This window comes from Staphylococcus sp. EG-SA-10 (genome assembly GCF_017151945.1).
Classification (GTDB): domain Bacteria; phylum Bacillota; class Bacilli; order Staphylococcales; family Staphylococcaceae; genus Staphylococcus; species Staphylococcus aureus.
The window spans coordinates 15,695-28,361 of record NZ_JACVZJ010000014.1 but is presented as its reverse complement, the minus strand read 5'-3'; the positions used below and the strand labels follow the sequence as shown (position 1 = coordinate 28,361).

Annotated in this window: 14 protein-coding genes; 10 read left to right on the top strand and 4 right to left on the bottom strand. The window is 34.5% G+C overall.

Going from position 1 to position 12,667, the window contains the following annotated elements; translation table 11 throughout:
• The first annotated feature begins 3 nt into the window (after window positions 1-3).
• The 8 genes from IDG45_RS09945 (at window position 4) to aaa (ending at window position 8,054) form a co-directional block, all read left to right on the top strand.
• Window positions 4-93 (top strand): hypothetical protein, encoded by a 90-nt coding sequence (locus IDG45_RS09945; RefSeq protein WP_031785503.1) that lies wholly within the window; start codon window positions 4-6, stop codon window positions 91-93.
• Window positions 94-258: 165 nt separating this feature from the next.
• The gene (locus IDG45_RS09940; protein WP_000828722.1) at window positions 259-1,596 is read left to right on the top strand and encodes a sodium-dependent transporter; all 1,338 of its coding nucleotides are present in this window, start codon (window positions 259-261) and stop codon (window positions 1,594-1,596) included.
• 215 nt (window positions 1,597-1,811) lie between these two features.
• Window positions 1,812-2,717 (top strand): PLP-dependent cysteine synthase family protein, encoded by a 906-nt coding sequence (locus IDG45_RS09935; protein WP_000634112.1) that lies wholly within the window; start codon window positions 1,812-1,814, stop codon window positions 2,715-2,717.
• The gene (locus IDG45_RS09930) at window positions 2,710-3,852 is read left to right on the top strand and encodes a bifunctional cystathionine gamma-lyase/homocysteine desulfhydrase (protein ID WP_001036646.1); all 1,143 of its coding nucleotides are present in this window, start codon (window positions 2,710-2,712) and stop codon (window positions 3,850-3,852) included. Before IDG45_RS09935 ends, IDG45_RS09930 begins: the two co-directional genes overlap by 8 nt.
• A gap of 294 nt (window positions 3,853-4,146) precedes the next feature.
• Complete coding sequence (locus IDG45_RS09925; protein ID WP_000569268.1) at window positions 4,147-5,172, top strand: methionine ABC transporter ATP-binding protein; 1,026 nt, start codon at window positions 4,147-4,149, stop codon at window positions 5,170-5,172.
• Between the two features lie 3 nt (window positions 5,173-5,175).
• Window positions 5,176-5,835, top strand: coding sequence for a methionine ABC transporter permease (locus tag IDG45_RS09920; RefSeq protein WP_111063895.1), 660 nt, complete (start codon window positions 5,176-5,178; stop codon window positions 5,833-5,835).
• A gap of 36 nt (window positions 5,836-5,871) precedes the next feature.
• Window positions 5,872-6,714, top strand: coding sequence for a dipeptide ABC transporter glycylmethionine-binding lipoprotein (gmpC, locus tag IDG45_RS09915; RefSeq protein WP_031927438.1), 843 nt, complete (start codon window positions 5,872-5,874; stop codon window positions 6,712-6,714).
• Window positions 6,715-7,046: 332 nt separating this feature from the next.
• Window positions 7,047-8,054 carry an autolysin/adhesin Aaa gene (gene aaa, locus IDG45_RS09910; RefSeq protein WP_001170267.1) on the top strand — a complete coding sequence of 336 codons (1,008 nt, stop codon included), beginning with the start codon at window positions 7,047-7,049 and terminating at the stop codon, window positions 8,052-8,054.
• Window positions 8,055-8,240: 186 nt separating this feature from the next.
• On the opposite strand, the gene IDG45_RS09905 is transcribed toward aaa, so the two are convergent.
• A complete protein-coding gene (locus IDG45_RS09905) occupies window positions 8,241-8,510 on the bottom strand; it encodes a hypothetical protein (RefSeq protein WP_001129473.1) in 270 nt (89 codons plus the stop codon).
• A gap of 149 nt (window positions 8,511-8,659) precedes the next feature.
• Here IDG45_RS09905 and IDG45_RS09900 point away from each other — a divergent pair, with 149 nt between their 5' ends.
• Window positions 8,660-9,055: an NUDIX hydrolase gene (locus tag IDG45_RS09900; protein ID WP_000588523.1), complete on the top strand. Its 396-nt coding sequence runs from the start codon at window positions 8,660-8,662 to the stop codon at window positions 9,053-9,055.
• Window positions 9,045-9,530, top strand: a complete 486-nt coding sequence (locus IDG45_RS09895; RefSeq protein ID WP_000183666.1) for a GNAT family N-acetyltransferase — start codon at window positions 9,045-9,047, stop codon at window positions 9,528-9,530. The genes IDG45_RS09900 and IDG45_RS09895 overlap by 11 nt, the downstream gene beginning before the upstream one ends.
• Before the next feature lie 168 nt (window positions 9,531-9,698).
• Here IDG45_RS09895 and IDG45_RS09890 read toward each other — a convergent pair whose 3' ends face one another.
• From IDG45_RS09890 to gltC, 3 genes are all read right to left on the bottom strand, one after another.
• Window positions 9,699-10,481 (bottom strand): YibE/F family protein, encoded by a 783-nt coding sequence (locus tag IDG45_RS09890; RefSeq protein WP_000994678.1) that lies wholly within the window; start codon window positions 10,479-10,481, stop codon window positions 9,699-9,701.
• Window positions 10,478-11,596: a YibE/F family protein gene (locus tag IDG45_RS09885; RefSeq protein ID WP_072357655.1), complete on the bottom strand. Its 1,119-nt coding sequence runs from the start codon at window positions 11,594-11,596 to the stop codon at window positions 10,478-10,480. Before IDG45_RS09885 ends, IDG45_RS09890 begins: the two co-directional genes overlap by 4 nt.
• 114 nt (window positions 11,597-11,710) lie before the next feature.
• A complete protein-coding gene (gene gltC, locus IDG45_RS09880; RefSeq protein ID WP_031927437.1) occupies window positions 11,711-12,595 on the bottom strand; it encodes a glutamate biosynthesis transcriptional regulator GltC in 885 nt (294 codons plus the stop codon).
• Window positions 12,596-12,667 lie beyond the last annotated feature (72 nt).

Here is a 12,667-nt window from a genome sequence, read left to right as displayed (position 1 = left end):
GTTATGTGGCGAGATGTTGGGGATATAGATGGTGTTGTATGTGGCGAGATGTTGGCGCACGTATACAGCGTTGAACCAGAAATTTTAATGTAGCGTAATGACAACACATTACAAGGGATTTACTATATTATGATAAACCCAGGCGCTACCGTATTAATGAAACAATTTTGATGCAGGTGTATTGCATGTTATTTACATACATGTTAGAGTGTTACTTAAACACGTAGACGCTTTAACGCTTTAAAGGAGATGTGAATGATGAAAAGACAACAATCACAATGGAAGTCATCAACTGGATTTATTTTAGCTAGTGCGGGTTCTGCAATCGGTCTTGGTGCCATGTGGAAATTCCCATATATGGCAGGGATCTATGGCGGCGGTGCCTTTCTAGCTATGTTCTTAATATTCACCATTTTTGTTGGGTTACCATTACTCATTATGGAATTCACTGTTGGGAAAATGGGACGGACGTATACAACACAAATATATAGTAAATTAACTGGTAAGAAATGGCTCAATATCATTGGCTGGAACGGTAATTTGGCAGTGTTTATTTTATTTGGCTTCTATAGTGTTATCGGTGGTTGGATTGTCATTTACATCGGACAAGTATTATGGCAATTAGTTATATTTCAACGCATCAATCATCTCCAAGAAATGAATTTTGAAGCGGTAATATCAAATCCTTGGTTAACCGTTCTAGGGCAAGGTATATTCATATTCGCTACGATGATTATTGTCATGTTAGGTGTTGAAAAAGGATTAGAAAAGGCATCGAAAGTTATGATGCCGTTGCTGTTTGTCTTTTTAATCATCATTGTGATTAAGTCTTTAACATTAGATGGTGCCTTAGAAGGTGTGAAATTTATTTTACAACCAAGAGTATCAGAGATTACTGCTGATGGAATCTTGTTTGCGCTAGGTCAATCATTCTTTACGTTATCATTAGGAACTACAGGTATGATTACTTATGCGAGTTATGCCTCTAAAGACATGACGATTAAGTCATCAGCTATTTCTATCGTTGTTATGAATATCTTTGTATCTGTATTGGCAGGCCTAGCTATATTTCCGGCGTTACATAGTTTTGGCTATGAACCACAAGAAGGGCCTGGATTATTATTTAAAGTACTGCCAATGGTCTTTAGTCAAATGCATCTAGGAACATTATTCTATTTGGGATTCTTAGTGCTGTTCTTATTTGCGGCTTTAACGTCATCTATTTCTTTATTAGAATTAAATGTTTCTAACTTCACGAAGAATGACAATACAAAACGTAAAAAAGTCGCAGTGATCGGTAGTATTTTAGTATTTATCATTAGTATTCCAGCAACCTTATCTTTTGGTATCTTAAAAGATGTAAGATTCGGTGCGGGAACGATTTTTGATAATATGGATTTCATCGTTTCGAATGTATTGATGCCATTAGGCGCATTAGGTACTACGCTTGTCGTAGGACAATTATTAGATAAAAAATTATTACAACAATATTTTGGTAAAGATCGATTTAGATTATTCAGTGGTTGGTATTACTTAATTAAGTATGCGATGCCTGTCGTTATTATTTTAGTCTTTATCGTGCAATTATTTAGTTAATATATAGAAGCATCTGACGCACAAGTATTTGTGTTGCTCAGGTGTTTTTTGTTTGGAATTGAAAATTTTGTACTGGTTCTGAATTAATCGAAACTTAGATAATTGCAAAATAACAAAATGTCGTTTATAATTCTTATCTGAAAAGTAAGAATTGAAATTGAGACATGAAGAAAGGTTTCATTCATTTGATCGGCATGTCAGATGAGGGTGCATCTATGATTACTTATGATTTAATTGGTAATACACCATTAGTACTGTTAGAACATTATAGTGATGATAAAGTTAAAATTTATGCCAAGCTTGAACAATGGAATCCCGGAGGCAGTGTTAAAGACAGACTCGGGAAATATTTAGTAGAGATGGCAATTCAAGAAGGGCGTGTGCGTGCAGGTCAAACTATTGTTGAAGCGACTGCTGGCAATACAGGCATAGGGTTAGCTATTGCAGCAAATAGACATCATTTGAAATGTAAAATCTTTGCGCCGTATGGTTTTTCAGAAGAAAAGATTAATATTATGATAGCGCTTGGTGCAGATGTTTCAAGAACGAGTCAGTCTGAAGGTATGCATGGGGCACAATTAGCTGCGCGTTCCTATGCTGAAAAATATGGTGCCGTTTATATGAATCAATTTGAATCCGAACATAATCCGGATACATATTTTCATACATTGGGACCTGAATTGACTTCAGCATTACAGCAAATTGATTATTTTGTGGCTGGTATTGGCTCTGGCGGTACATATACAGGTACCGCACGTTATTTAAAGCAACATCACGTGCAATGTTATGCCGTTGAGCCAGAAGGGTCCGTGTTAAATGGAGGGCCAGCTCATGCACATGACACTGAAGGTATCGGCTCTGAGAAATGGCCGATATTTTTAGAGAGACGTCTTGTAGATGGGATATTTACGATTAAAGATCAAGATGCCTTTCGAAATGTCAAAAGTTTGGCAAAGCATGAAGGATTACTGGTAGGCAGTTCTTCAGGTGCAGCATTACAAGGTGCATTGAATTTAAAAGCGCAATTATCTGAAGGTACGATTGTTGTCGTATTTCCAGATGGTAGCGATCGATATATGTCTAAGCAAATATTTAATTATGAGGAGAATGATTATGAATAAGAAAACGAAATTAATTCACGGTGGACACACAACGGACGACTATACAGGTGCAGTTACAACACCAATTTATCAAACAAGTACATATTTACAAGATGATATTGGTGATTTACGTCAAGGATATGAGTATTCTCGTACTGCGAATCCAACAAGAAGTTCTGTAGAAAGCGTTATTGCGGCATTAGAAAATGGCAAACATGGCTTTGCATTTAGTTCAGGTGTTGCAGCAATCAGTGCAGTTGTTATGCTGTTGGACAAAGGTGATCATATCATTTTAAATTCAGATGTATACGGCGGTACTTATCGCGCATTGACAAAAGTATTTACACGATTTGGCATTGAAGTGGATTTTGTAGATACAACGCATACAGATTCAATTGTACAAGCGATACGCCCAACAACAAAGATGTTGTTTATTGAAACACCTTCTAATCCATTATTACGTGTTACCGACATTAAAAAGTCTGCTGAAATTGCGAAAGAACACGGTTTGATTTCAGTCGTTGATAACACATTTATGACACCTTATTATCAGAATCCATTAGATTTAGGCATCGATATTGTCTTACATTCTGCAACGAAATATTTAGGTGGACATAGTGATGTCGTTGCTGGTTTAGTTGCAACATCGGATGACAAGCTTGCAGAACGTTTAGCATTTATTTCAAATTCAACAGGTGGCATTTTAGGACCTCAAGATAGCTATTTACTTGTGAGGGGTATTAAAACATTAGGTTTACGTATGGAACAAATTAATCGCAGTGTTATTGAAATTATTAAAATGTTACAAGCACATCCAGCTGTGCAACAAGTGTTCCATCCAAGTATTGAAAGTCATTTAAATCATGATGTCCATATGGCTCAAGCGGATGGACATACAGGTGTGATTGCATTTGAAGTGAAAGATACAGAAAGTGCCAAACAATTGATTAAAGCAACATCGTATTACACATTGGCTGAAAGTTTAGGTGCAGTGGAAAGTTTAATTTCAGTACCTGCACTGATGACACATGCATCTATTCCAGCAGATATTCGAGCTAAAGAAGGTATTACGGACGGACTTGTAAGAATTTCTGTAGGTATTGAAGATACTGAAGATTTAGTAGATGATTTAAAACAAGCACTAGATACGTTATAAATAATAGCAGCACTGGCATATATTTTGAGTTCAACATTTTTTGTTCTTGAATATGCTAGTGCTTTTTTAGTGCGATGTTAATCATTCGTGATTGCGTTGTGGAGGATTGGTGGTCATTTTTATTCATTTAATTCGATAAATGTCATAGTAGTCTCACAATTCGTCATTGTCACATGAATTGCTTATTTTTTAATTTTTTAGAAAATTCGGCAAATTGTGTTGACGATATATGCAATTTTACATATAATGCTCTTATTCCTAGTGGATTAATAAGAATTTGTAGGAGGGGCGATGATGATTGAGTTTCGACAAGTTAGTAAATCATTTCATAAGAAAAAGCAAACAATAGATGCTTTGAAGGACGTATCATTTACGGTCAATCGCAATGATATTTTTGGTGTGATTGGATATAGTGGTGCAGGAAAAAGTACGTTGGTAAGACTCGTGAATCATCTTGAAGCTGCCTCGAATGGACAAGTGATTGTAGATGGACATGATATTACGAATTATAGCGATAAAATGATGAGGGATATTAAGAAAGATATCGGTATGATATTTCAGCATTTTAATTTACTAAATTCAGCTACGGTATTTAAAAATGTAGCTATGCCGCTCATTTTAAGTAAGAAAAGCAAAACAGAAATTAAGCAACGAGTAACGGAAATGCTTGAATTTGTAGGATTAAGTGATAAAAAAGACCAATTTCCTGATGAATTATCTGGTGGGCAGAAGCAAAGGGTGGCTATTGCAAGAGCGCTTGTTACTAATCCGAAAATACTCCTATGCGATGAAGCAACAAGCGCATTGGATCCAGCAACGACTGCTTCGATATTGACGTTATTAAAGAATGTCAATCAAACCTTTGGCATTACAATTATGATGATTACACATGAAATGCGCGTTATTAAAGATATTTGTAATCGTGTTGCTGTAATGGAAAAGGGGCAAGTGGTTGAAACAGGAACTGTTAAAGAGGTATTTAGTCACCCTAAAACGACGATTGCTCAAAATTTTGTGTCTACAGTTATACAGACTGAGCCAAGTACGTCATTGATTCAGCGATTGAATGACGAACAAGTTGGCGATTTTAAAGATTATAAAATCTTCGTCGAGGAAACTCAGGTGACACAACCGGTTATAAATGACTTGATTCAAATTTGTGGCAGAGAGGTTAAAATTTTATTTTCATCTATGTCAGAAATACAAGGTAACACCGTATGTTATATGTGGCTTCGATTTAATATGGATCAACAATTTGATGACACGGTAATAAATCAATATTTCAAAGAGAAAAATATTCAATTTGAGGAGGTGCATTAACATATGTTTGGTTCTGATTTAGACAGTGCACAGTTATTACAAGCATTATACGAAACGCTATATATGGTATCTATTGCTTTATTTTTAGGAGCAGTGATTGGTATTCCATTAGGTGTCTTATTGGTAATTACTCGAAAACAAGGCATATGGCCCAATATAGTGATACATCAAATTTTAAATCCTTTAATCAATATTTTAAGGTCACTACCATTTATTATTTTGTTAATTGCGATTGTGCCATTCACAAAATTAGTAGTAGGTACTTCAATTGGTACGACTGCTGCCATCGTACCTTTAACTGTATATGTGGCACCTTACATTGCAAGACTTGTTGAAAACTCATTATTGGAAGTAGACGAGGGGATTATTGAAGCGGCGAAAGCGATGGGCGCTTCACCACTACAAATCATTAGATATTTTTTAATTCCTGAAGCGTTAGGTTCATTAGTATTAGCAATTACCACTGCGATTATTGGACTTATTGGAAGTACGGCGATGGCAGGAGCTGTTTGCGGTGGTGGTATAGGAGACTTAGCTTTAGTGTATGGTTATCAAAGATTTGATACGACGGTCATTATTATTACCGTTATTGTATTAGTCATTATTGTCCAAGTGATTCAAACGCTAGGGAATGTCCTAGCTAGATTCATACGTAGACATTAATGATATATAGTGAAGATTTTGAAAGGAATTGATAGAATGAAAAGATTGATTGGGTTAGTTATCGTAGCAATTGTATTATTAGCAGCGTGTGGTAGTAACAATGATAAAAAAGTAACAATTGGTGTCGCATCAAATGACACTAAGGCTTGGGAGAAGGTTAAAGAATTAGCTAAAAAAGATGATATTGATGTGGAGATTAAGCACTTCTCCGATTACAATTTACCGAATAAAGCATTAAACGATGGTGATATTGATATGAATGCATTCCAACATTTTGCATTTTTAGATCAATATAAAAAGGCGCATAAAGGAACAAAGATTTCAGCATTAAGTACAACAGTTTTGGCACCGTTGGGTATTTATTCGGATAAAATTAAAGATATCAAAAAGGTTAAAGATGGTGCTAAAGTTGTCATTCCAAATGATGTATCAAACCAAGCACGTGCACTTAAACTATTAGAAGCAGCTGGTTTAATAAAACTGAAAAAAGATTTCGGATTAGCAGGTACAGTGAAAGATATAACGTCAAATCCAAAACATTTAAAAATTACTGCAGTAGACGCACAACAAACTGCACGTGCTTTATCTGATGTCGATATTGCAGTTATTAATAACGGTGTAGCAACTAAAGCGGGGAAAGATCCAAAAAATGATCCGATTTTCTTGGAAAAATCAGATTCAGATGCTGTAAAGCCATATATTAATATTGTTGCAGTTAACGACAAAGACTTGGATAATAAAACATATGCTAAAATCGTAGAATTGTATCATTCAAAAGAAGCTCAAAAAGCGTTGCAGGAAGATGTCAAAGATGGAGAGAAACCTGTTAATTTATCTAAAGATGAGATTAAGGCAATAGAAACGTCATTAGCAAAATAAAATATATTGCGTCCTACAAGCAAAGTTCATGCTTATGTTTGTAGGGCGTTTTTGTTTGCCTATAAAAATGTTTCAAAAGACAGAAAGGGATTGTAATCATTTTATAGTGAAATATTATGAAATTGTAATAATTTAGATATTGTAAAATCTAATAAGTTGTAATAATTTTAAGGGGTAATTATAAAATTTGATGATACAGTATATGATTTTTTTGTAATCATAATGTCATCAAACATCAACCTATTATACATAATAAAATCGTATAATGATGTAGTATTCATAAATTCGGATAAAAGAATGTTAGGAAAGTTAAGCAAGAGGAGGATTTTAAAGTGCAAAAAAAAGTAATTGCAGCTATTATTGGGACAAGCGCGATTAGCGCTGTTGCGGCAACTCAAGCAAATGCGGCTACAACTCACACAGTAAAACCGGGTGAATCAGTGTGGGCAATTTCAAATAAGTATGGGATTTCGATTGCTAAATTAAAGTCATTAAACAATTTAACATCTAATCTAATTTTCCCAAACCAAGTACTAAAAGTATCTGGCTCAAGTAATTCTACGAGTAATAGTAGCCGTCCATCAACGAACTCAGGTGGCGGATCATATTACACAGTACAAGCAGGTGACTCATTGTCATTAATCGCATCGAAATATGGTACAACTTACCAAAATATTATGCGTCTTAATGGTTTAAATAATTTCTTTATTTATCCAGGTCAAAAATTAAAAGTATCAGGTACTGCTAGCTCAAGTAACGCTGCGAGCAATAGTAGCCGTCCATCAACGAACTCAGGCGGCGGATCGTATTACACAGTACAAGCAGGTGACTCATTGTCATTAATCGCATCAAAATATGGTACAACTTATCAAAAAATTATGAGCTTAAATGGCTTAAATAATTTCTTTATATATCCGGGTCAAAAATTAAAAGTAACTGGTAATGCAACATCTTCAAACTCAGGATCTGCAACAACTACGAATAGAGGTTACAATACACCAGTATTCAGTCATCAAAACTTATATACATGGGGTCAATGTACATATCATGTATTTAATCGTCGTGCTGAAATTGGTAAAGGTATTAGTACTTATTGGTGGAATGCAAATAACTGGGATAACGCAGCGGCAGCAGATGGTTACACTATCGACAATAGACCTACTGTAGGTTCTATCGCTCAAACAGATGTAGGTTACTATGGTCATGTTATGTTTGTAGAACGTGTAAATAACGATGGTAGTATTTTAGTTTCAGAAATGAACTATTCAGCTGCACCAGGTATTTTAACTTACAGAACGGTACCAGCTTACCAAGTAAATAATTATAGATATATTCACTAAAGTCTTACGTATATAAATATATATAATGAATTCCTATTACATTTCACAAGCTGAAAAGTTGGATTGAATCCTAAACTTTATGGCGGGGCTATCAAAGTCGTGATTGTTGTAATAGGAATTTTTGTATAAGAAAAAGGATTGGTCGAATGAACTTCATGTTCTATGTTCGACCAATCCTTTTCTGATTTAGTATTCATGCTTTACTTTGCGAATGCTTGTAAATAATCTAGCACCGTTTGTTATTAAAGTAACAACTGCCACTGCTTTTTTGAACTTACGTGGTGACTTAATTGAAATGTAAAAGTCTAACACGGTTCCTACAGTGCTTAAACCTAATGAAAGATATACTAATTTTTTATTTTTAGCATGATATTTATAGCCATTGTAGCCGTCGACTATGAAACCTGCGACATTTAGTAAACTTGATAAACGTTGTGATTTGGAACGTTTTGCCATAACAATAATTCCCCCTAGTATCTTCTGTTTATATGGAAAAATTGGGTGCGCTGAATTGGTAACGTTTTGCGCTATAACTACTTATATATGATAACATAATTGTACAGTATAATTTGAAAAATTGATTTCACAAAGTTGGGGTGTCAAAGATGATTAAATGTGTCTGTTTAGTTGAAGAAACAGCTGATAAAATATTGCTTGTTCAAGTAAGGAATCGCGAAAAGTATTATTTCCCAGGTGGTAAAATAGAAGAAGGGGAATCACAAGTACACGCGCTGTTAAGAGAAGTAAAAGAAGAGCTAAATTTAACATTAACAATGGATGAAATTGAATATATCGGGACAATTGTAGGTCCTGCATATCCACAACAGGATATGTTAACTGAGTTAAATGGATTTCGCGCATTAACCAAAATCGATTGGGAAAACGTAACTATCAATAATGAAATTACGGATATACGCTGGATTGATAAAGATAATGATACGTTGATTGCGCCTGCTGTCAAAGTTTGGATTGAAACGTATGGTGGTAAACATGACAAATAATGACACTATCATGTTACGACATTATGTCCCACAAGATTATTCGATGTTAGAAGCTTTTCAATTAAGTGAAAGTGATTTGAAGTTTGTTAAAACGCCAGAGGAAAATATTACAGCTGCAATGTCTGATAATGAAAGGTATCCCATCGTTGTAATGGATGGCAGGCAATGTGTGGCCTTTTTTACATTACATCGTGGAAAAGGGGTCGCACCATTTAGCGATAACCAAGATGCAGTATTTTTCAGGTCATTTAGTGTTGATCAACGTTATCGTAATAGAGGAATAGGTAAAGTGGTAATGGAAAAATTGGCGGCATTTATCACTGCAACATTTCAGGATATTAATGAGATTGTGTTAACGGTTAATACTGACAATCCACATGCCATGGCACTTTATCGCCAACAAGGATATCAATATATGGGAGATAGTATGTTCGTCGGAAGACCTGTTCATATTATGGCGCTAACTATAAAATAAATTAAATTTAAAAGCATCTTTACTCATCGTCGACCACAACAATTAATGATGAATAAAGGTGCTTTTTGTTATAGACCACCGGGCAATTTACTATAGTAAAAAGCGACCTAGTGAACAATTGACATATATCCACAGGTCGCTTAACTTAAGTTATATTGCTAGTTGCGATTAATTGATAGACTCATCATTTTTGCGCTGTCGAGATGGTCTTTTTATTAAAAATGCCGTAATCCAAGCCGTAATCGGAATACTGATTGCAACGGCAATACCGCCTAAAATAATAGAAATAAATTCTTGGGCAAATATTTTCGAGTTTATAATATGACCAAATGAATATTTAAGTTTGAAAAACCAAATAAATAAAGCAAGTTGGCCACCAAAAAAGGCAAGGTAAATCGTGTTCGCAGATGTCGCTAAAATTTCTCTACCAACACGCATGCCAGATTGGAATAGTTCGTATTGCGTAAGTGTTGGATTCACTTGATGTAATTCATAAATGGGTGAACTAATGGTAATCGTTAAATCTATCACAGCTGCAATAACAGCAAGAATAATAGTGAACACCATAAATTGAACCATATCAATGCCAATATTCATTGAATACACATATGTTTCATCTTGTTGTTCGGTTGAAAAGCCTTGTAGATGACCGAAGTAGACCGATAAATAAATGAGTGTAATCAACAATATTGTTGTAACGATAGTGCTGATAAATGCAGCTTGTGTTTTAACATTGTAACTATTGAGTACGAATAAATTACAAGCGCCAATAATAATGCAGAAAAAGAATGTGACGACATAAATCGGTACGCCAAAAATAATCAATACAATACTAATAATTAAAATAGCGAAATTTAAAAATAGGGTTAAATAAGAGATGAATCCCTTTTTACCTCCGAAAATTATCATCAGAAAGAGGAGCAATAACGCCAATATAAATACAGCATTCATTGTTTCGCCCTCCTTAATGTTTCAAATATTTCCATAAACAATATTGTGATAGGAATTGTAAGTACGATACCTATACCACCTGTTAGTGCGCGCGCAATTTCTAACGACCAATTCATCGAAATAGTATAAGTCACTGTATTGGCATTTTTTAAAAAGATTAAAAACATAGGTAGTGCACCGGATAAATATGAGAATAATAAGATGTTAGTCATTGTTCCCATAATATCTTGGCCTATGTTTCGCCCAGCAAGCGCCCATCTCCTCATTGAAATGTGCGGCGTACGCTGTAAAATTTCATGCATACCACTAGCAATTGTAATTGCAACATCCATAATAGCGCCAAGTGAACCTATTAACACTGAGGCTAGGAAGATATCTTTCGGTGGTAATGATAAAAAATTCATCGTTTCATATTTAATGCCTTTACCATCTGTCATATATATGATTAATTCTGTTAAACCTATACTCAAAAAAGTTCCGATAATTGTACTTGCTACGGTAATGAGTGTACGCATATGCCAGCCTGTAACGAGCAATAAAGTGAGTATTGTTGAACAGATCATGGCAATGGTCATGAGTAAGAATAAATTAATATTGCTATGTTGAATATGAATGTAAATTGCGATTAATATGGCAATAGAATTCAAGATTAACGATAAAATCGATTGCAGTCCGACTTTGCGACCAACCAATAATACAGTTAATAAGAACAAACCAGTGATGATAACCGTTAAGGTATCACGCTTCTTTTCTATAATATAAGCATCACTCGGCTTGTTAGAAATATGTAATAATACTTTTTCGTGTGTGCGAAATGCTTCTGAATCTGCTTGAGATTTGACGTACTGATGATTAATCGTCGTCGTTTCTCCAGCAAATTGACCATTTAATATTTTGACTTTTAATTGATTTTTATACTTAGTATCGCGGTTATTTTGTGCATCTTTTGTAGGTGTCGATGAAACGTGTTTGACATCTATAATTTGACCAATTGGTTTGTTGTAAAAGTTCTCATTATTGAATGTAAATAAAATAGCACCAATGAATACGATGCAGAACAAACCTAAAATTATATTAAATGGCTTTGTAAATAAATTTCTATATTTCAAAAACAAAACCCCAATTCTATGAATGAATTAATATGGTGATTATACGCCCTTAATTTTTTATTTTCAAAGATATTACTGTTAAGTGTAAAACGAAAATCATCATTGATAGAGTCGAATTACTTAATGGAATGTAGACGTTTTAGTCATTAATTGTTGAATGAGTGTTAATAAGATACCAATATCACTCTTCGTATAAGGCTCCTTTGTAATAGCACATATCGTTCTTTTTAATTCAGTATGATCTAATTTTATATCTATCCATGATTTAGATTCTGGTAAATGTATATTTTGTGATGAAATGATGTAACCTTCTTTTTGACGAAGGAGATACTGCGCAAGTGGTTGGCTACTGATTGTGTATACATCTGATTTAGTAATCTTACGCAATTGCTTTTTTACAGATTCGGCAAATGGTGCCAAGCAATAAATATGACTATGCTCAAACTGAATTAATGGTGGGTGTGTCGCCATCGTGATTGGATCGTCTGAAGGCGCATATAAATGATAGTGCTCTTCGAATAAAGGTAGCATATGTAATTGTTTGTGTTTACGTATTTCTGGTGTAAGTTCCGTGAAACCAATGTCTATATTCCCATTTAATACGCTATTTATAATCGTGTCATGATCTAATAAGTTCGGTATGACATGTGTATCATTTTGTAAATGAAACGTTTGGATAAGTGGTAGTAACATGTGGGATACGTCACTCTCATCATAGCCAATGTAGATACTTTTATTTTTAGTTAATCCATGGCTTTGAAATTGTTCAATCGTGCTATCTAAATGTTCAATAATACGCAGAGCTTCATTAAATAATAATTTCCCTTCAGATGTGAGTATAATATTGCGTCCTTGCTTTTTAAATAAAGACACATTAAGTTCTTGTTCTAATAATGTAATTTGACGGCTTATCGCTGATTGAGCAATGTTTAGTTCAAGTGCTGTTTCGGAGATATGTTCTCTTTTAGCGACCTCGATAAAATATCTTAATTGTTTAATTTCCATAGCGATATAGGCACCTCCGAAAATGAGTGTTTTGTAACTATTATAGCAATATTATTGATAAATGTTCTATTT

Excerpts from the sequence above, each read along its gene's own strand:
- IDG45_RS09945 (WP_031785503.1), top strand. The coding sequence starts at position 4 with ATGTGGCGAGATGTTGGGGATATAGATGGTGTTGTATGTGGCGAGATG.
- IDG45_RS09940 (WP_000828722.1), top strand. The coding sequence starts at position 259 with ATGAAAAGACAACAATCACAATGGAAGTCATCAACTGGATTTATTTTA.
- IDG45_RS09935 (WP_000634112.1), top strand. The coding sequence starts at position 1,812 with ATGATTACTTATGATTTAATTGGTAATACACCATTAGTACTGTTAGAA.
- IDG45_RS09930 (WP_001036646.1), top strand. The coding sequence starts at position 2,710 with ATGAATAAGAAAACGAAATTAATTCACGGTGGACACACAACGGACGAC.
- IDG45_RS09925 (WP_000569268.1), top strand. The coding sequence starts at position 4,147 with ATGATTGAGTTTCGACAAGTTAGTAAATCATTTCATAAGAAAAAGCAA.
- IDG45_RS09920 (WP_111063895.1), top strand. The coding sequence starts at position 5,176 with ATGTTTGGTTCTGATTTAGACAGTGCACAGTTATTACAAGCATTATAC.
- gmpC (WP_031927438.1), top strand. The coding sequence starts at position 5,872 with ATGAAAAGATTGATTGGGTTAGTTATCGTAGCAATTGTATTATTAGCA.
- IDG45_RS09905 (WP_001129473.1), bottom strand. The coding sequence starts at position 8,510 with ATGGCAAAACGTTCCAAATCACAACGTTTATCAAGTTTACTAAATGTC.
- IDG45_RS09900 (WP_000588523.1), top strand. The coding sequence starts at position 8,660 with ATGATTAAATGTGTCTGTTTAGTTGAAGAAACAGCTGATAAAATATTG.
- IDG45_RS09895 (WP_000183666.1), top strand. The coding sequence starts at position 9,045 with ATGACAAATAATGACACTATCATGTTACGACATTATGTCCCACAAGAT.
- IDG45_RS09890 (WP_000994678.1), bottom strand. The coding sequence starts at position 10,481 with ATGAATGCTGTATTTATATTGGCGTTATTGCTCCTCTTTCTGATGATA.
- gltC (WP_031927437.1), bottom strand. The coding sequence starts at position 12,595 with ATGGAAATTAAACAATTAAGATATTTTATCGAGGTCGCTAAAAGAGAA.